The organism is Sporolactobacillus sp. BBK16-2 (assembly GCF_059878335.1).
Genome location: NZ_CM187611.1, coordinates 2,614,639 through 2,633,979, shown reverse-complemented (window position 1 = coordinate 2,633,979; position 19,341 = coordinate 2,614,639). Strand labels below are relative to the sequence as shown.

Annotated in this window: 12 protein-coding genes, 3 tRNA genes and 3 rRNA genes; 10 read left to right on the top strand and 8 right to left on the bottom strand. The window is 46.6% G+C overall.

The genetic code is table 11. The annotated features are described in order from the left end of the window. Window positions 1-52: 52 nt before the first annotated feature. From AC6F33_RS13025 to AC6F33_RS12990, 8 genes are all read right to left on the bottom strand, one after another. Window positions 53-685: a response regulator transcription factor gene (locus tag AC6F33_RS13025; RefSeq protein ID WP_255748844.1), complete on the bottom strand. Its 633-nt coding sequence runs from the start codon at window positions 683-685 to the stop codon at window positions 53-55. Continuing rightward, window positions 678-1,718 carry a sensor histidine kinase gene (locus tag AC6F33_RS13020; protein ID WP_255748843.1) on the bottom strand — a complete coding sequence of 347 codons (1,041 nt, stop codon included), beginning with the start codon at window positions 1,716-1,718 and terminating at the stop codon, window positions 678-680. Before AC6F33_RS13020 ends, AC6F33_RS13025 begins: the two co-directional genes overlap by 8 nt. Beyond that, window positions 1,715-2,443, bottom strand: a complete 729-nt coding sequence (gene liaF / locus AC6F33_RS13015) for a cell wall-active antibiotics response protein LiaF (RefSeq protein WP_255748842.1) — start codon at window positions 2,441-2,443, stop codon at window positions 1,715-1,717. The genes AC6F33_RS13020 and liaF overlap by 4 nt, the downstream gene beginning before the upstream one ends. 122 nt (window positions 2,444-2,565) lie before the next feature. Further along, window positions 2,566-3,204 (bottom strand): PspA/IM30 family protein, encoded by a 639-nt coding sequence (locus AC6F33_RS13010; protein ID WP_255748841.1) that lies wholly within the window; start codon window positions 3,202-3,204, stop codon window positions 2,566-2,568. A gap of 64 nt (window positions 3,205-3,268) precedes the next feature. Continuing rightward, on the bottom strand, window positions 3,269-3,607 hold the full coding sequence (locus tag AC6F33_RS13005) for a lmo0954 family membrane protein (RefSeq protein WP_255748840.1): 339 nt from the start codon (window positions 3,605-3,607) through the stop codon (window positions 3,269-3,271). Window positions 3,608-3,926: 319 nt separating this feature from the next. Further along, the gene (locus AC6F33_RS13000; protein ID WP_500777220.1) at window positions 3,927-4,991 is read right to left on the bottom strand and encodes an FUSC family protein; all 1,065 of its coding nucleotides are present in this window, start codon (window positions 4,989-4,991) and stop codon (window positions 3,927-3,929) included. 65 nt (window positions 4,992-5,056) lie between these two features. Beyond that, the gene (locus tag AC6F33_RS12995; RefSeq protein WP_255748838.1) at window positions 5,057-6,352 is read right to left on the bottom strand and encodes a glutamate-1-semialdehyde 2,1-aminomutase; all 1,296 of its coding nucleotides are present in this window, start codon (window positions 6,350-6,352) and stop codon (window positions 5,057-5,059) included. Between the two features lie 95 nt (window positions 6,353-6,447). Next, window positions 6,448-7,074, bottom strand: coding sequence for an NUDIX hydrolase (locus AC6F33_RS12990; protein WP_255748837.1), 627 nt, complete (start codon window positions 7,072-7,074; stop codon window positions 6,448-6,450). A gap of 234 nt (window positions 7,075-7,308) precedes the next feature. Between AC6F33_RS12990 and bcp the strand changes: the two genes are divergently transcribed. From bcp to AC6F33_RS12940, 10 genes are all read left to right on the top strand, one after another. Next, on the top strand, window positions 7,309-7,776 hold the full coding sequence (gene bcp, locus AC6F33_RS12985; RefSeq protein ID WP_255748836.1) for a thioredoxin-dependent thiol peroxidase: 468 nt from the start codon (window positions 7,309-7,311) through the stop codon (window positions 7,774-7,776). 378 nt (window positions 7,777-8,154) lie between these two features. After that, on the top strand, window positions 8,155-8,634 hold the full coding sequence (gene perR / locus AC6F33_RS12980; protein ID WP_255748835.1) for a peroxide-responsive transcriptional repressor PerR: 480 nt from the start codon (window positions 8,155-8,157) through the stop codon (window positions 8,632-8,634). An 810-nt stretch (window positions 8,635-9,444) separates the two neighbouring features. Beyond that, on the top strand, window positions 9,445-10,821 hold the full coding sequence (gene ltrA / locus AC6F33_RS12975; RefSeq protein WP_480947509.1) for a group II intron reverse transcriptase/maturase: 1,377 nt from the start codon (window positions 9,445-9,447) through the stop codon (window positions 10,819-10,821). Between the two features lie 953 nt (window positions 10,822-11,774). After that, window positions 11,775-13,103, top strand: coding sequence for an IS1380 family transposase (locus tag AC6F33_RS12970; RefSeq protein ID WP_255745324.1), 1,329 nt, complete (start codon window positions 11,775-11,777; stop codon window positions 13,101-13,103). 813 nt (window positions 13,104-13,916) lie between these two features. Continuing rightward, window positions 13,917-15,465 (top strand): 16S ribosomal RNA (locus AC6F33_RS12965). Window positions 15,466-15,544: 79 nt separating this feature from the next. Then, window positions 15,545-15,621 (top strand) — tRNA-Ile (locus AC6F33_RS12960). Between the two features lie 8 nt (window positions 15,622-15,629). Continuing rightward, window positions 15,630-15,705, top strand: a tRNA-Ala gene (locus AC6F33_RS12955). 151 nt (window positions 15,706-15,856) lie between these two features. After that, window positions 15,857-18,784 (top strand): 23S ribosomal RNA (locus AC6F33_RS12950). A 73-nt stretch (window positions 18,785-18,857) separates the two neighbouring features. Beyond that, window positions 18,858-18,974: ribosomal RNA gene (rrf, locus tag AC6F33_RS12945) — 5S ribosomal RNA — on the top strand. Together the 16S, 23S and 5S rRNA genes with 3 tRNA genes alongside form the textbook arrangement of a ribosomal RNA operon. A gap of 112 nt (window positions 18,975-19,086) precedes the next feature. Then, window positions 19,087-19,177 (top strand) — tRNA-Ser (locus AC6F33_RS12940). The last annotated feature ends 164 nt before the right edge of the window (window positions 19,178-19,341 follow it).

Below are 19,341 nucleotides of genomic sequence, written 5' to 3'. Positions count from 1 at the left end.
GGAGTAATGAACGGGCGCTTTGCTCGGTTTTTCACGAATGAGCCAATCCATGTTATTGACACAGCTTATGCTGGAATGCATAAATAACTGCCTGCGTACGGTCCTGCACTTCAAGTTTGCTTAAAATATTGCTGACATGCACTTTGACGGTTTTCAAAGCAATAAAAAGGTCATCAGCAATTTCCTGATTGCTTTTACCACTGGCCATGAGCAGCAGAACTTCCATTTCACGGTTGGTTAAGTCGTCATGCAGTGCTTTATTTTGGTTCTTTTTCATCCGAGACATTACTTTCTCCGTAACCTCAGGTTCGAGTACGGAATGACCATTGTACGTTGAACGGATCGCTTTGGCGATGTCACTTGCTTTGGATGTTTTAAGAAGATAACTCGTAGCTCCGGCTTCAATCGCAGGATAGACCTTATCATCATCAAGGAAACTTGTAACAATGATAATTTTTGCCTCCGGCCATTTTTCCACAATCTGTTTTGTTGCTTCGATGCCGTCCATTTCCTCCATGACCAGATCCATCAAAATAATATCCGGCTTCAATTTCAAAACTAAGTCAATAGCTTCACGACCGTTATCAGCCTCTCCAACCACCTGGATATCCGGCTGTGCTGATAAATAAGCGGATACGCCGATGCGTACCATTTCATGATCATCAACAAAAACAACGTTAATCATTGTTTTCATCCCTTTCGATTATGGGCACTTTAATTTCCAAACTCGTTCCTTTATCGGGAACGCTCACTAATTTAATTTGACCGCCGATCTGTGCAGCACGCTCTTTCATATTCTGCAGACCGTATGAACCTGGTTTTGTCGCTTGTGCTTTAAAGCCGACCCCGTCATCAGTAACGCGCAGAATGACGAATCCTTCACGTCGAATGAACAGCACGTCCAGATTCTGTGCCTTGGCATGGCGCAGGGTATTCGACACCGTCTCCTGCAGAATACGGAACAGTTGATCTTCGATACCGCGTTCCAGTTTAATCGGTTCGATCGTTGCATTGATGTTGAGCAGAACTTTTTGCTTGAGTTCGAGAAGTAATTCCTCCACTCCTTGTTTAAATGCTTTTCCATGAAGTTGTACCGGCCGTAGATGGAGGAAGAGTGCCCTCATCTCGAGCTGGGACTGATGAATCGTCTGTTCAACTAGCTTCAATTGACGACTTTCCATATCATCCGATACTGGCCGCAACTCGTTAATTGTCGACATAAGCATCGATGCAGCAAACAATTGCTGACTCACAGAGTCGTGCAGTTCGCGGGCAAGACGATTGCGTTCTTCAGAAACAATTTTCTGGATCGCCTTCTCCTCAATTTCCGATTTATCATTTGCAGCCTGCTGCGCCAGCTGTGTCAATTCATTGATTTTGGAACTGATCTGCTGCGTACGGTTAATAATCGGCTGCACGTCACAGGAATAGACGTTGTCACCGCCTGCCTCTTTTCCTTGCATGGCGCCATCGAGTGTATCGCTGACAATGACGAGTTGCCTGCGCCAGTACAAACCGGAAATCAGGCCGGCGACACCTCCGATAAAGAGCGCCAGAATCGGCACGATAAAAGCAAAGGGCAGATGCCACACCTGCTGATTCCAGAGCAATGACCACTTAGAAGGAGGGAAGGCAATAAAGAATACTGAAGAAAAGAGGATTAAGCAAACAAGTGAAAAACAGATGCCGACGATCATTTGCCTTTTGACTGCGGTCATACGCGCAGCACCTCCAGACTTCCGGCAACTGCAGAAATCATCAGTTTAACTTTTTGCTCTGCTTGATCATAACCGTCAGATTGTATGATTCTCGATTCATGAATCAACTGACTTTCATGATGATCGAAGAAATCGACTTGCCCAAGCACAATTGAGTAGTGCATGGCAACCTCAACACCGTAAGGAACGAGGATACGCACTCTCCCTGCAAGATGGCGTATAAAGATAATCGATTCCTTTTTCGGGAGGATCGTTTGGCTGAGATCAATGATTGTGTCACCGGCACCAGTTTGGATGTTGATATCCTGCCATTCATAGCCTTGGTCAGGGGTTTCTTGGTGGCCGAACCATTTATTTTTGAGCAGCCCTGAGAGAATCGTTACTTTGTCTTCAAAAGCAGAAGGATGATCAAAGTCGGGTGTAATCTGCTTTGGACTTTTTTTCCTTTGAATGAAATCGATAACAAAGCAGATAAATAAAGCGATGATAATGAATTTAAAAACAAGCAGATTAAAAATGGTGAATACAAGTCCGATCACGCCGATCCAGAACAGAATTTTTCCTTTTCGCGAGTGCTTGTTGTTTCGTCCATAGTAAAGCATTGCACCGAATAGTACAGCAGGGAATAGGAAACCCCATCCGTCGAACAGCGTTTGGAGAATAATGAGAAACAGGCAGACAATAATGAGCCAGCTGTATTTATCATTTTTCAGTTGCTCAAACATGTTGGATCATCTGCCTTTCGTGTTGCAGTTCAGCTGAATTATGTAGATAAGAAAAAGGCGTTCATCGCACCTTTTTCCATTTTAGCATCGTTATGTGGGACAAGCTAGACCGTACTGTTTCCTCAATTGGTTTTGCCTTTTTCAAGTTCGCGCTCGATTTCGCGAATTCGGGCATCAATCGTATTCTGATGATAATTGGTGTTCACCTTTTGTTCAAGCTGTTCGAGATACATTTCGCTTTCCTCAAATTTGGAAAACGATTGCCCAAATGCCCGCTCTGGCTGAATGATTGAGTTCATGCGGTGATTCGCATTGGCAATGTTCTCACGGCTCATCAGCTCCATGCGTTTTAAATACATATCCTTTAATTTTCGTTTCATTTCTGCGTAATTCTGTTCCAGCTGATCAAGCTGTTTGACGGTCGTTTCGTAGGCATTTTTCAGTTGCTCTGTTTTCTGTGCATAATCCTCATGTTCTTTTAATGCAAAAGTGTACAATTCTGTCTCCGCGGCGCGTTCGGCGATGTCAGCCTGATGCTTTCTTTTCGCAGCCATCTCAGAGGCTTCATGATACTCCTTAATAAACTGATCCTTGAGCAGATACTGTCGGTCAATTAATTGGCGTACCCGCTTAACTTCAGCCTCACAGCGGCGCAAGTGCTGATTTAGTGTTGCAATTGGATTTTTTTGCTCTTTTTGGTCGAGCATGTCGTTCAGATCAGCAGAGATTGAGTCTTTCAGACGAGTAAATAGATTGCTCATTATGGGTTGCTCCTTTTATTTGATGTATTTGTTACACAATCACAAGCTAAGATCGTATAAAAATTTAGCGGAATTCCTTCCATTCTTTCTCGAAGTGATCAAATGGGTCGCGCGGTTCGACAATCACTGGTTTTTCATTCTTCCACGTTTTGTATACAAAGTAGAGACCGGCAAGTGCGATGATGCCGATGATGGCAGGAACATTGCCAATTGAGAAGCACAGGGCAATAATCCCCACGATCGCCCAAAGCACTTTTCCTCCGGTGGAAGCGGCTTTGTTGAACTTCTTAAATGCAAAGTACAGGACAGCCAGACTGACAATTAAACCAACCATGGATCCCAACTGAGTAAGCAGGACGATCAAGCTGACGGCTCCAAGCAGAAACAAGGCAAATTTTTTCATGTATGTGATCCTCCTTTCTATGTCCTAATCATATAAAAAAGGCGATGTGCAGATAATGAGCCGAAGCTGTATCTTGAGCTAAGTCTTTGGACTTAGTCATGCTACAACTTGAAAGCAAAACAAGGCTGCAACCCCATTTGCGCACTTGCGAACCGTTATTCCAGGCAAAGATCAGTAAATATCTGGAAAAAATCAATAGAATCTGAGAAAAGTTCAGACCAATCCAGGTGAATTAAAGTCCAATGTGAGAAAAGAAAAAGGAACGGTCCTTGGAGCCGTTCCTTTTTTGCATAATATGAGTATGAAGATTTAGATGAATTTATCGAATCTGATTCGACTTTTTATGAAACGACTGATAGCTGTTGACGAGAAGGTCGAGATGTTCAACATGCTGACTGTAATCAATGATTGTTGACAAAAGTGGAAGAATGTCGAGCCATTCATCGTTGTTAGTTTGCGAGAAGAAGGAAAAAAAGGAATTGGCAAGATCGATGCGATGCTGATAATCTTTTTTTGCCTGCTCCTCATGTCGTTTTCCCCTAATTTTGCCGTCAAATTTGAGCAGCACGCGCTCGTGAAACGTCATCAATCCGCTTAACTGAATTCTGAGTGTTTCCCGAAATTGATCCGGTAGGAGCCGAAAAGCATTTTCATTGCGGTCCAGCTCATTCAAGGCTTGATGGAGCAATCGCGTTGCGGTGATCATTTCACGAAAGATAACCGTACGCCGCAGTTTCACCGGCATCGCTTTTTTCCTGAAAACACGTTCTTCCTTATACCAGTGGTAATAATTTTCGATTTTCAGCTTTCTGCTGTCGAAAGCCGCTAGTTCGCTTTTGATCTTCGTATTATCTGAAGCACCTCCGCTGAGCAGCCGCGTCCATTTAAAAAGCTGCGTGGTTTGATCAAGAATCTGCTCATAGAGTGTCTTTTCATAATGAGGCGGGAAGATCAGCAAATTAACCAGTGTCGCAGAAACAACACCAATGCAAATCATGGAGAAACGGCGAACCCCTTCAAGAAGGAACTCGTTGCCGCCGCTCATACCGCTCGACATGATGAAAATGACCGTCACCATCGTCAAGGTGAGTGTCCGATGCAATCCGAACTTAAGATGGATCGCGATGACAAAGACGACGGTCAGTCCGACGACAATTGATGTGTCGCCGAAAATGATGACCGCGGCAACCGCAATGAGCGCACCGATGAAATTGCCGTAGATGTTCTGGACCATCGCCCGAATGGAGCGTTGGACCGATGGTCGTGTCGTCATGGCAGCAGCGACTCCGGCCATGATCGGTGGAGTCATCCCAAATGCTAAAGCGGTCATTAATGCAACAGTTACGGCAACGCCGGTTTTCAGACTGCGGGCACCCAGATGCATGGTGTTCCTCCTCCTTATCTTAAGAAAAAAAGAGCGGCTCAGGCCGCTCTCCTCTTATAAATACATTAAGACTTGGCGAGCTGAGCGAAAGCATAATCAACAGCTTCCAGTGTATCGTCAATATCTTGTTCACTGTGTTCGGTCGTCAAGAACCATGCTTCATATTTCGAAGGTGCTAAATTAATGCCCTTCTCCAGCATGTATTTGAAGAAACGTCCGAACATTTCGCTGTCGGTTGCTTTTGCTTCTTCGTAGTTTGTGATTTCATGATCGGAAAAATACAACGTCATCGCTCCGCCAATACGATTGATCGCAATTGGGAGACGGTATTTTTCGTTGATCGTGTGCATTCCGTCTTCCAGCTTCTTTCCGAGACGGTCCATTCGTTCATAAATCCCCGGTGTTTGAAGTACTTCCAAACATGCGATGCCACTCGCCATGGAAAGCGGATTTCCTGCCATAGTTCCTGCCTGATAGGCCGGACCAAGCGGTGCAACTTCATCCATAATTTCTTTTTTGCCGCCGTAAGCACCGATTGGCAGTCCGCCGCCGATAATCTTGCCCATTGCCGTGAGATCCGGGGTCACACCGAGATAGTTTTGTGCGCCGCCGTACATGAATCGGAAGTTCGTAATGACTTCATCGTAGATCACGACTGAACCGAACTGATGGGCGATTTCATTAACCGCTTCAAGGAAGCCTGGCTGAGGCATAACCATCCCGAAGTTGCCGACGATTGGTTCAACAAGCACGCCTGCGATATCCGAGCCCCATTTGTCGAACGCTTGCTGGAGTGTGTCCACATTATTAAATGGAACTGTGATGACTTCATGAGCCGTACTTTCCGTTACACCGGCCGAATCTGGAGAGCCAAGGGTGGAAGGGCCTGAGCCTGCTGCAACAAGAACGAGGTCAAAATGTCCGTGATAGCTTCCTGAAAATTTTAAAATAATCTTTCTTCCTGTGTATGCACGAGCCACACGGACAGTTGTCATCACCGATTCCGTACCTGAATTGGTGAAGCGCACCTTGTCTAAGGAAGGAATGGCCTTCTTCAGCATAACGGCAAGTTCAGTTTCCAATTTCGTCGGTGTGCCGTACAGAACGCCGAGTTCAGCTTGCTTTTTGATTGCTTCGGTGATGTGCGGGTGAGCGAATCCGGTAATAATTGGTCCGTAAGCAGCTAAATAGTCTATGTAACGATTCCCGTCTTCGTCCCAGAAATATGCACCTTTTCCTTTTTTCATGAACACCGCGGCACCCCCGCCGACCGCGGCATAAGAACGCGAAGGACTGTTAACGCCTCCGACAATATGCTCAAGCGCTTCTGCATAGAGTTTTTCTGAAGTAGTAATATTCATTGTACCGATCTCTCCTCTAACCAATAAAGTGACATTTCTCACTCAAGTATCCAATACAAGTAAATAAATGACAAGCAATGAACCTTAATGAGAAATTAATCAAACATGCGATGGTTCATCAAAAACACAAAATGTTCGAGGATGCGTGCGGTGAGTCCCCAAATTGTTTTTCCTTGATAGTCGTAAAAAGGTTCAGTAATTTGCATATTACGAAATGCATAATTTTTTCCTGATACAATCCGTTCGAACGGAAATTCTGCATTTTTATCCACGGAAAAAATGAGCGAGTGTTTTTCGGGGATCTGTTTCATGAGCCATGGGAGCGGTATTGTAAATAGTTCCTGAACCTCACCAGGGTTGGGATTAAGTGTTTCAGACGAGTCAATGACACCGACAAATGGATAAATGAATAATTCAGAGGTCGCGATGCATGTGCCCATTTGACCGATGACGTTAATGGATTCTTTTTGGATTCCTAATTCTTCGCATGTTTCACGTATGGCAGTAGCATGCATGGAACCATCAATTTTTTCACTGCGTCCTCCGGGAAAACAAATATCTCCAGGCTGCCGCTTTAATTGCGCAGCACGAATTTCCAAAAGAATATGCCATGTATTGTCCTTATGAATCAGTGGCAGAATGACCGCCGATTTTTTCGCCGTATCTTCGCCGATAATTGAACCGTCGTTTTCTATTCTCCGTGTAATACTTCTTATATCCATATGATCACCTACATTTAGACGATTTTACCTTCTTATTCTACCATTTTTAGTGAGTGACCGCCTGATTGCGGTGATTGCAGAAGCGCATAAGTTCACTTTACTGTCTGATCGGGGTATGATTTAACTGGTACAAGTATCTTCTCTATTGAAATAAAGCGGATCATTTCGTGCATCTTTAAGAAATGAACGGACTTTGACCTTCGCAAACGAATTGACTGAAAGGAATTGATCACAATGTTGGAAGCAGGAACGAAAGCACCTGACTTTACATTACAAGAGACAAATGGAATGGAAGTATCTCTATCTGATTTTAAGGGAAAAAATGTTGTCCTGTATTTTTATCCGAAAGACATGACTCCAGGGTGCACAACGGAAGCGTGTGATTTCCGTGATCAAAACAGCCGTTTTGAAAAACTCAATACCGTCGTTCTCGGAATCAGCCCTGATCCAATCGAAAAACACCAAAAATTTGCCGAAAAGCATATGCTGCCCTTCACACTTTTATCTGATCCTGATCATCAAATTGCCGAAACGTACGGAAGCTGGCAACTGAAGAACATGTTTGGGAAAAAAGCAATGGGGATTGTTCGTTCCACCTTTGTTATTGATAAAGAAGGGACCATCAGTAGAGTCTGGCCGAAGGTAAAAGTTGCGGGACATGTTGAAGAAGTGTATCAGTACATTAAAGAACAGCTCATATAATGAAGTAAAGTAATTCTCAAACAGAATACTTAAATGAAAAAATCAGGTGTTTCAAGATCCTGATTTTTTTGCTTAATATCGGCTGAATGGCGTGCGGTCATCAAAGCAGGTCATTCGAGCACTTTCAAACACCATTTAATCGGTAAATGTTCTTCCGTAATCTAGAAGCGGATCTCATTGCCCGCTTAATTTTTTCGATTAGATGCATGTAACAGAGTGAATGTGGCAAAATATAAGGTGAATGCTCTCTAGACTTTAGCAAGTACTGAACATTGACAGGACAAGCTTTAACCATGTAAACTAAAAATATAATTATAACCATTGTAATCTGATAATTGATTTTAATAATCACTATCTTTGAAAGTGAGGTGCATGACGATGAGCGATAATATGTTAAAAGTAGATCACGCGATTGAGATGCTAAAGAGCTCTGGTGTACGCATTACACCGCAGCGTCATGCGATTCTTGAATATCTAGTCTTTTCAGATTCACATCCTACAGCGGATGAAATCTATAAAGCGCTTGAACACAAATTTCCTAATATGAGTGTTGCGACTGTATATAATAATTTACGCGTATTTAAAAAAACCGGCTTAGTCAAAGAACTTACCTATGGCGATGCTTCCAGCCGCTTCGATTTTTCAACCAAGCGCCACTATCATGTGATCTGCAGTAAATGCGGGAAAATCGTCGATTTCTTTTACCCGGCACTTGATGAAGTAGAAGCACTGGCTGCACAGGTTACCGGATTCAAAGTGGACCATCATCGTCTTGAAATTTACGGCGTTTGTCCGGAGTGTCAAGCTAAAGAATCAGCTACTCCTTCAAAGCCACAGCAAGAATCAAGCATTAGCTGATTCAATCATTAAAAAAATATGTCTAAAAAAACCAGAAGCGAGCCGTTTTGTGTTGACGGATTCGCTTCTGGTTTTTTTTGCAAGTAAAGAAAGTATAAGAATTTGCCCCGTATTTAAACGAATAAACCAGTGTCTTGGCCGAGAATCAAAGCAGAGGTGCGAGACGCCTGCAGGATCAGGTGCCAGCGAGACCCCGCAGATTTCTGCTTGTCTGAGGAGGCTCGCGGTGCGCCCGCGGCAAGCGAGCAACCGAAGCGATGATTCAACACTGTAAAGACACAAACCAATCACACATGGCTGGAGATTAAAGACCGGGCGCTTTTTGCTCGGTTTTTCTTACAAGTAAAGAAAGTATAGAGCGACCGAGCAAGGTCGTGCCTTATAGCGGGTGGGAAGCCCGTCGGAAAAGAGCTAGCCACTCATCCGTAGCGAGTCTTGGAGAACGAAAGGCAACTTTGGTTTTTAAGCGTAGACAGCGAGCCAGTGGGCCGTAAGCCAAGTGGTTGAAGGGATTGAGCCTCGAAAACTTATGAAATGGGAATGCCGATGGCGTTATACTTCCAGAAGGCAACACGCCAGACATCGTTAAGGCAAGAGGTCTGGGGGTTCCCCGGGGTCAGAGACCATGGCACGCTGAGCATCAATAAGGTACGGCAACTCGGGAGATCCCAGCGGGTCTTTCGAAAGAAAGTATAGCGAACCAAGCAATCAAATGTAAGGACGTTAAATGTCTGCTGGGAAGTCGGAGGAAGCACATAGTACCCATGATATCGGGTAATGCCGGTTGAGGGAAGGTGTTTTCCCTTGTTTATGAATCTTATCTGGGACACATCGGCACACACAGAGGTGACAGTAGAGATGACTACAAAACAGGTAAGAATAGCAGAGCTAGCGAAGGAAAATCCGAAGATGGCCTTCACCTCTCTGGCTCATTTATTGAGCGTAGAGGAATTGAGGGTCTGTCACCGGGAACTGCAGGGAAACAAAGCAGCGGGCATCGATCAGATGACGAAGGCAAGCTATCAAGAACATCTTGATGAACACCTTGCCGATCTGGATAAGCGCCTGAAGCAGAAAAGCTATCGGCCGCTCCCTGTCCGGCGGACATATATTGATAAACCGGGAACAAAGAAGAAACGCCCACTGGGCATCCCTGCCTATGAGGATAAAATTGTTCAGCGGGGTCTGGCGAAGATCCTTAATGCCATCTATGAGCAAGACTTTCTTAACTGTTCCTTCGGTTTCCGCCCAAATAGGAACTGCCATGATGCACTTAAAGTCCTGAATGTCTTCATTGAAAAGAAGTACACGAACTACATTGTTGATGTGGACATCAGGGGCTTTTTCGATCATGTCGACCATCAATGGATGATGCGTTTTCTCAAGCTACGGATCAAGGATCCAAGCTTTCTGAGGCTCATTGCCCGTTTTCTAAAAGCGGGTTACATGGAGAAGGAAACTTGGCACGCAAGCGAACAAGGGACGCCGCAAGGCGGACTGATCTCGCCGATCCTAGCTAACGTCTATCTGCACTATGTGATTGACCTATGGTTTACGAAAGCGGTGAAGAAACAGTGCCAGGGACAGGCTTATCTGGTGCGCTATGCCGATGACTTTGTCTGTTGTTTTCAGTATAAACAGGAAGCCCAACGATTCTATTGCGATCTGAAGCGGCGCCTAGAAAAATTTAACTTGGCGCTTGCGGAGGAGAAAGCGAGGATCATCCCTTTCGGACGATTCGCTCAGGAAAATGCCAAGAGAAATGGAAACAGGAAGCCAAAGACTTTTGACTTCCTGGGATTCACCCATTATTGTGGGCAAAGTAAAAGCGGACATTTTCGAGTCAAGAGGAAAAGCAGCCGAAAGAAAGTGGGTGCCAAACTCAAAGCCTATTCGCAGTGGCTGAAAGGCCATCGGACCCAAGAGATTGACTTCATCATGGATCGGCTCAAGAGGTCATTGACCGGCTATTACAACTACTATTGTATCACCGATAACAGTCTAAGCGTGAGCGCTTTTCGATTGCAGGTGATTCGGTTGTTGTATAAATGGTTAAACAGAAGGAGCCAGAAACGATCGTTCACATGGGAAAAATTTAATCAATTTCTCAAACGCTTCCCTCTGCCGCAACCGCGAATCAAGGTCAATATTTATCAACTTCGGTCGGAGCTGAGCTACATTCTGTGAACCATGAACAAGAAGAGCCGTGTGCGTAAATAGCGCACGCACGGTTCCGTGAGGGGACAGAAGATGTGAATCGCTGTCCTACTCGACTCGTTTTGTCTTGCTGATACGACGATAAGGTCATAAGATGCTGAATTCCAATCCGCACTTATCGGTTGAGCGATCAGGGTAAGTGCCCGATCTGATAAATAGGCGGAAAAATTACCCTTATTTAGAAAATGAACGAAAAAATAGCTTAAATAGACGGAGAAATTCCCCTTATCGAATCGAAAAACGTGAGAGTGGTAGGGTTTTACTTTGCATAACCGGAAAAATTCCCCTTATTTACCGGCGAAGCACGTGCCATGATGCATATAACCGGAAAATTTCCGCTTATTTACTCGCTTGATTTAATGAAGCCAGAATGCTAGTGAAATAGAGGTGAGTGTAAGAACCGGGCTTGCCCGGTTTTTCTTACAAGGAAAGAAAGTATATGATTTTCGCCAAAGCCAAAGGTTGTGAGCCAAACGCGCAGGTGCGAGACTCCTGCGGGAGTGCAGGCCAGGGGAGACCCCGCAGGTATTAGTTTGCTTGAGGAGGCTCCCGGACTGCCCGCGGTCGCGCTCAGTTGATGCGAGCAACCGGAGCGTAATCAAAATCCGGCATGATTTAAGGACCGGGCGTTTTTTTGCCCGGTTTTTCTTATAGCTGCTGGAGAGTTTATGATCTAAATAAAACCTCTAATTAGTTTTAAATCTAACTTATGATTCAGTTAGGAGAATTTTAGGGAAGACTTGAATTATAAAAACCTGGATTATTCACAGTACTACACCTGAGAGGCGATAAACGCTGAGAGAACAAGGGTAACTTGCAACTTTACTGTTCACCCATTAGGTGAAAAAAGTTAATGAAAAAGGAACCATTCCTTTGTATGATAATAGGTGACCAAACCAACACCATACAAGGAGGTTCCTCATATGCTCAGTGTAGAGGAAAAGTCGTGTCAATTCAATAAGAAGATCAAGATCAATTTTACCGGTGGTGCACTTTCCTCAGATTCCGGCTTGCTTCTCTACCGTGAATTTGATGAAAAAATAGGCCTCAGTCAGCTTATTCATGAGCAACTGAACATTAACGATTCCGTTTCACATACACGTCATACCAATGCTGATGCGATTATTCAAAAAATCTACCAACATTTAGCCGGCTATCACACGGATGATCAAGCCGATGAACTCGGTACCGAGCCTATTTTTACGACACTTCTTGGGAAAGATCGTCTCGCTTCTCAACCGACTCTTTCCCGAGTTAATCAAAAAGTAGATGCGCAAACGGTTGCGTCCCTGAAAAGCATCAATCAAGCTTATCTGGATCGGCTTTTTTCCTTACGGAACTGCCAGCAGATGGTGCTTGACGTCGATTCAGCCAATTTCGAAACAGCCGGGAAACAAGAAGGATCTGCCTACAATGCCCATTACCAGGACAACGGATTCCACCCTCTATTCCTGTTTGACTCATTGACGGGTGCTTGCCTAAAAGCTGACCTGCGCTCCGGTAATGTCTATACGTCTCGCGGCGTGGTAGACTTTATCCGACCTGTGCTGGAGCATTATCGTTCGCTTGTCCCCGGACAGGATCTGGTACTCCGTGGCGACAGCGGATTCACCGTTCCTGGATTGTATACCTTGTGTGAGGAAAAAGCTGTTTTTTATGCGATTCGTCTGAAAGCCAATCACAGACTGAATGAAAAGGCGCAGAACTTGGCAGAAAAACTTCAAGAAAAGAAGCATTGTCCAGTCGGTACCTCCGCCATATTTTACACTGAGTTTTCGTATCAGGCCGCTTCCTGGGACACCTCCCGTCGGGTGGTGGTAAAACTGGAGCGCCCCGAAGGGGAACTGTTTTTTCAGCCAACATTTATTGTCACGAACATGAGCCTTTCGGCTAAACGTGTGGTCAAGTTCTATCAGAACCGGGGCACAATGGAGAACTTGATCAAGGAAGGTAAGCAAGGCTTTGCCTTTGACCAGTTGAGCAGCACTCGTTTTGAAGCGAACGCAACCAAACTGCAGATCCGGGTGCTCGCTAATAATTTTCAAGTCGGCTTCCATTTACTTTGCCTACCCAAGTCAATGAGGAAGAAAGTGCTGCGCATGGACACGGTCCGCCTTCGACTCGTCAAGATTGCCGGGAGGTTGATTCACTCCGGTCGCTACTTGATCTTTCGACTCTGCAGTCACTGTCTCTATCAAAAAGAGTTTTGGCAGATACTCGAACAGATCCGACAATTACCCGCACGGGTGTAATATCGTAAGAAAATCGAATTTAAGTCCATGTTTTACAGAAACACGGGATCAGTCTGTCTACGAAACAGGCAAATGGCTGTCTAACCGTTCTTGAGTAGGTATATTTTCCCTTAGATCATCAGAACGTCCGACTATTGACTCAAATTAAAAAGCGATAAAGGACAAATCACTCGATTCTTCAAATAATCGCCCCTTAAAAAGCGGTGAAATTATGCTTTATGAATAATTCAGGAAAAAGTATGTTGAGAAAACAAAATGTACTGCGGAAGATAAGACAATTGAAAGCAGCAGCCGCACCAAATCTTTTCATAGTTCATCATAGTTCAAAAAGCTTCAGTATATGTGAAAGGGCAAGTTAAAGATGAAGCATCTTTTTGAAGGTTTGAAGTTATTTAGCCATTATGTTGAAATAAGTATTGACGATTGTCTCCATCCATGATAAATTAGTTTACGTTGTCTTTTGCGACATTGTGTCATATTATGTCAGGTTGCTTATGATGAATTCATTATCATATGAATTGGCTATTGACATAAGATCATGTTGCATGTTAAGATACATCTTGTCTTTTTAATGAAAACTTAATTATTACACTCAGCAAAGTAAAGATTCGCTGAAACATTTTTAAAAAAGTTGTTGACACGACTTAGTGAAAATGTTATAATACTTGAGTTGCTGTTTGAAATGTTCCTTGAAAATTAAACAAAAGCCAAGCGTGATATAAGGGTTTTAAACCCCATAATCAATTCAATTTTGCTATGGATCTTATGAACGAAAAAGCAAGGCCGGATCTCGCATCCGACATCAAGTAACACTTTTTGGAGAGTTTGATCCTGGCTCAGGACGAACGCTGGCGGCGTGCCTAATACATGCAAGTCGAGCGCATAGAAGGGAGCTTGCTCCCGGAAGTGAGCGGCGGATGGGTGAGTAACACGTGGGTAACCTGCCTGTCAGACTGGGATAACTGTGGGAAACCGCAGCTAATACCGGATAATCCCCTGCACCGCATGGTGCAGGGCTGAAAGATGGTTTCGGCCATCACTGACAGATGGGCCCGCGGTGCATTAGTTAGTTGGCGGGGTAACGGCCCACCAAGACAGCGATGCATAGCCGACCTGAGAGGGTGATCGGCCACATTGGGACTGAGACACGGCCCAAACTCCTACGGGAGGCAGCAGTAGGGAATCTTCCACAATGGACGAAAGTCTGATGGAGCAACGCCGCGTGAGCGAAGAAGGTTTTCGGATCGTAAAGCTCTGTTGCCGGAGAAGAACGTGCGGGAGAGGAAATGCTCTTGCAGTGACGGTATCCGGCCAGAAAGCCACGGCTAACTACGTGCCAGCAGCCGCGGTAATACGTAGGTGGCAAGCGTTGTCCGGAATTATTGGGCGTAAAGCGCGCGCAGGCGGCTTCTTAAGTCTGATGTGAAATCTTGCGGCTCAACCGCAAACGGTCATTGGAAACTGGGAAGCTTGAGTACAGAAGAGGAGAGTAGAATTCCACGTGTAGCGGTGAAATGCGTAGATATGTGGAGGAATACCAGTGGCGAAGGCGGCTCTCTGGTCTGTAACTGACGCTGAGGCGCGAAAGCGTGGGGAGCAAACAGGATTAGATACCCTGGTAGTCCACGCCGTAAACGATGAATGCTAGGTGTTAGGGGGTCCAACCCTTAGTGCTGAAGTTAACACATTAAGCATTCCGCCTGGGGAGTACGACCGCAAGGTTGAAACTCAAAGGAATTGACGGGGGCCCGCACAAGCAGTGGAGCATGTGGTTTAATTCGAAGCAACGCGAAGAACCTTACCAGGTCTTGACATCCTCTGACAAGTCTAGAGATAGGCCGTTCCCCTTCGGGGGACAGAGTGACAGGTGGTGCATGGTTGTCGTCAGCTCGTGTCGTGAGATGTTGGGTTAAGTCCCGCAACGAGCGCAACCCTTGATCTTAGTTGCCAGCATTCAGTTGGGCACTCTAAGGTGACTGCCGGTGACAAACCGGAGGAAGGTGGGGATGACGTCAAATCATCATGCCCCTTATGATCTGGGCTACACACGTGCTACAATGGGTGGTACAAAGGGCAGCGAAACCGCGAGGTCGAGCTAATCCCATAAAGCCACCCCCAGTTCGGATTGCAGGCTGCAACTCGCCTGCATGAAGCCGGAATTGCTAGTAATCGCGGATCAGCATGCCGCGGTGAATCCGTTCCCGGGCCTTGTACACACCGCCCGTCACACCACGAGAGTTTGTAACACCCGAAGTCGGTGCGAGAACCTTTATGGACTCAGCCGCCGAAGGTGGGACAAATGATTGGGGTGAAGTCGTAACAAGGTAGCCGTATCGGAAGGTGCGGCTGGATCACCTCCTTTCTAAGGAAACGATCAATAGCAAAGCGCTTGGACTTTTGTTTGATTTTGAGGGATACATTCCTTCAGCATATTTTGGTGGGGGCCTATAGCTCAGCTGGTTAGAGCGCACGCCTGATAAGCGTGAGGTCGGTGGTTCGAGTCCACTTAGGCCCACCATTTATTGTGGGGCCTTAGCTCAGCTGGGAGAGCGCCTGCTTTGCACGCAGGAGGTCAGCGGTTCGATCCCGCTAGGCTCCACCATTATTATGTCAATTACGGCATTATGAACCTTGAAAACTGGATAACGAAAGCAACGAAAGAAAGTCAAGAAACATCCAAGACGATTGATGGATTATTCGTGATCTGTTGATCGTATGTGTGACGAATGAGGAGTAAGATTTTCATCGTCAGTGGTTAAGTTTTAAAGAGCGCACGGTGGATGCCTTGGCACTGGGAGCCGATGAAGGACGGAACGAACGCCGATACGCTTCGGGGAGCTGTAAGTAAGCTTTGATCCGAAGATTTCCGAATGGGGGAACCCTCTATCTTGAACAGATAGGATGCTCTGCTGAATCCATAGGCAGAGTAAGGCAGACCCGGGGAACTGAAACATCTCAGTACCCGGAGGAAGAGAAAGCAAATGCGATTTCCTGAGTAGTGGCGAGCGAAAGGGAAACAGCCCAAACCAAAGAGCTTGCTCTTTGGGGTTGTAGGACACTCCACATGGAGTCAGAAATGCACGTTTCAGGCGAACGACCTGGAAGGGTCGGCCAAAGAAGGCAAACGCCCTGTAGCCGACGGAACGTGCACTCCGGAGTGGATCCTGAGTACGGCGGGACACGAGAAACCCCGTCGGAATCCGGGAGGACCGTCTCCCAAGGCTAAATACTCCCCAGTGACCGATAGTGAACCAGTACCGTGAGGGAAAGGTGAAAAGCACCCCGGAAGGGGAGTGAAAGAGATCCTGAAACCGTGTGCTTACAAGTAGTTGGAGCCCCCTTCGGGGGGTGACAGCGTACCTTTTGTAGAATGGACCGGCGAGTGACGATTCTAAGCAAGGTTAAGCTGAAGAGGCGGAGCCGCAGCGAAAGCGAGTCTGAATAGGGCGAATGAGTTTAGGGTTGTCGACCCGAAACCGTGTGATCTACCCATGTCCAGGGTGAAGTTCAGGTAACACTGAATGGAGGCCCGAACCCACGCATGTTGAAAAATGCGGGGATGAGGTGTGGGTAGGGGTGAAATGCCAATCGAACACGGAGATAGCTGGTTCTCCCCGAAATAGCTTTAGGGCTAGCCTCGGATGAGTGAGACTTGGAGGTAGAGCACTGATTGAATAAGGGGTCCCCACAGGATTACCGAGTTCAGTCAAACTCCGAATGCCAAGCCCTTACGTCCGGGAGTCAGACGGCGAGTGATAAGATCCGTCGTCGAAAGGGAAACAGCCCAGACCGCCGACTAAGGTCCCTAAGTTTGTGCTAAGTGGGAAAGGATGTGACGTTGCCCAGACAACCAGGATGTTGGCTCAGAAGCAGCCACCATTTAAAGAGTGCGTAATAGCTCACTGGTCGAGTGGCGTCGCGCCGAAAATGTAACGGGGCTAAGCACAGCACCGAAGTCGCGGATGACCGTAAGGTCATGGTAGGGGAGCGTTCCAAGGGCATTGAAGATGTGCCGTGAGGCATGTTGGAGCGTTTGGAAGTGAGAATGCCGGTATGAGTAACGAAAAGAGAAGTGAGAATCTTCTCCGTCGAAAGCCTAAGGGTTCCTGAGGAAGGTTCGTCCGCTCAGGGTTAGTCGGGGCCTAAGCCGAGGCCGAAAGGCGTAGGCGATGGACAACAGGTTGATATTCCTGTACCAGCGTTTCACGTTTGAGTGATGGGGGGACGCAGGAAGGTAAGGCGAGCGCACGGATGGAAGTGTGCGTTCAAGCCGCGAGGCCGGCAGCGAGGCAAATCCCGCTGCTATCCGCCAAACGGTGATGAGGAGGGAACTTAAGTACCGAAGCGCCTGATCCTACACTGCCAAGAAAAGCCTCTAGCGAGTGAAACGGTGCCCGTACCCAAACCGACACAGGTGGGCAAGAAGAGAATTCTAAGACGCTCGGGAGAACTCTCGTTAAGGAACTCGGCAAAATCACCCCGTAACTTCGGGAGAAGGGGTGCTCGTCGGACCTACGGGTCCGATGAGCCGCAGTGAAAAGATCCAAGCGACTGTTTACCAAAAACACAGGTTTCTGCTAAACCGTAAGGTGATGTATAGGGGCTGACACCTGCCCGGTGCTGGAAGGTTAAAAGGAGAGGTTATCCTTCGGGAGAAGCTTTGAATTGAAGCCCCAGTAAACGGCGGCCGTAACTATAACGGTCCTAAGGTAGCGAAATTCCTTGTCGGGTAAGTTCCGACCCGCACGAAAGGTGTAACGATTTGGATACTGTCTCAACGAGAGACCCGGTGAAATTATAGTACCTGTGAAGATGCAGGTTACCCGCGACAGGACGGAAAGACCCCATGGAGCTTTACTGCAGCTTGATATTGGATGTGGGTATCGTTTGTACAGGATAGGCAGGAGCCTTGGAAACCGGACCGCTAGGTTCGGTGGAGGCATCGGTGGGATACTGCCCTGACGATATCGACATTCTAACCCTGAACCGTGATCCGGTTCGGAGACAGTGTCAGGCGGGCAGTTTGACTGGGGCGGTCGCCTCCTAAAAGGTAACGGAGGCGCCCAAAGGTTCCCTCAGAATGGTTGGAAATCATTCGCAGAGTGTAAAGGCACAAGGGAGCTTGACTGCGAGACCTACAAGTCGAGCAGGGACGAAAGTCGGGCTTAGTGATCCGGTGGCACCGCATGGAAGGGCCATCGCTCAACGGATAAAAGCTACCCTGGGGATAACAGGCTTATCTCCCCCAAGAGTTCACATCGACGGGGAGGTTTGGCACCTCGATGTCGGCTCATCGCATCCTGGGGCTGAAGTAGGTCCCAAGGGTTGGGCTGTTCGCCCATTAAAGCGGTACGCGAGCTGGGTTCAGAACGTCGTGAGACAGTTCGGTCCCTATCCGTCGCGGGCGTAGGAAATTTGAGAAGAGCTGTCCTTAGTACGAGAGGACCGGGATGGACACACCGCTGGTGTACCAGTTGTTCCGCCAGGAGCATACGCTGGGTAGCTATGTGTGGACGGGATAAGTGCTGAAAGCATCTAAGCATGAAGCCCCCTTCAAGATGAGATTTCCCATGATTTTAAATCAGTAAGACCCCTTAGAGATGATGAGGTTGATAGGTCTGAAGTGGAAGCACCGTGAGGTGTGCAGCGGACAGATACTAATCGGTCGAGGGCTTAACCCAGAATACCTTGGATTCACTTGTTTTGTTTCGATTGCTTTCGTTACCGGTTTTGAAGGCTCATGCGAGCCGGAAGTCTGGCGGTCATAGCGAAGAGGTCACACCCGTTCCCATCCCGAACACGGTCGTTAAGCTCTTCTGTGCCGATGGTAATTGGGGGCTGTCCCCCTGTGAGAGTAGGTCACTGCCAGGCAATATATAATATTGATTGTGCTTCACGACATTTGTCGGTAGATCACTCCATAGTGTTTGTATCGTGGTGGAGCTAGATGATCTGAATGATAAGTTGTTGTGAAGCCTTTTTTGGAGAGCTGTCCGAGTGGCCGAAGGAGCACGATTGGAAATCGTGTAGACGGTTATTGAGCCGTCTCGAGGGTTCGAATCCCTCGCTCTCCGCTAAGGCACTGTCATAAGTGCATCATAGAAACCTCGAAAACGTTGATAAACAAGCGTTTTCGAGGTTTTTTGTTTTTTATAAACATTTAATGATAAGAAGGATAATTTAAAATCAATGGGTTCATAGAACTTACCATTTGATCAGTGTTTAGTAAGAATTCTCG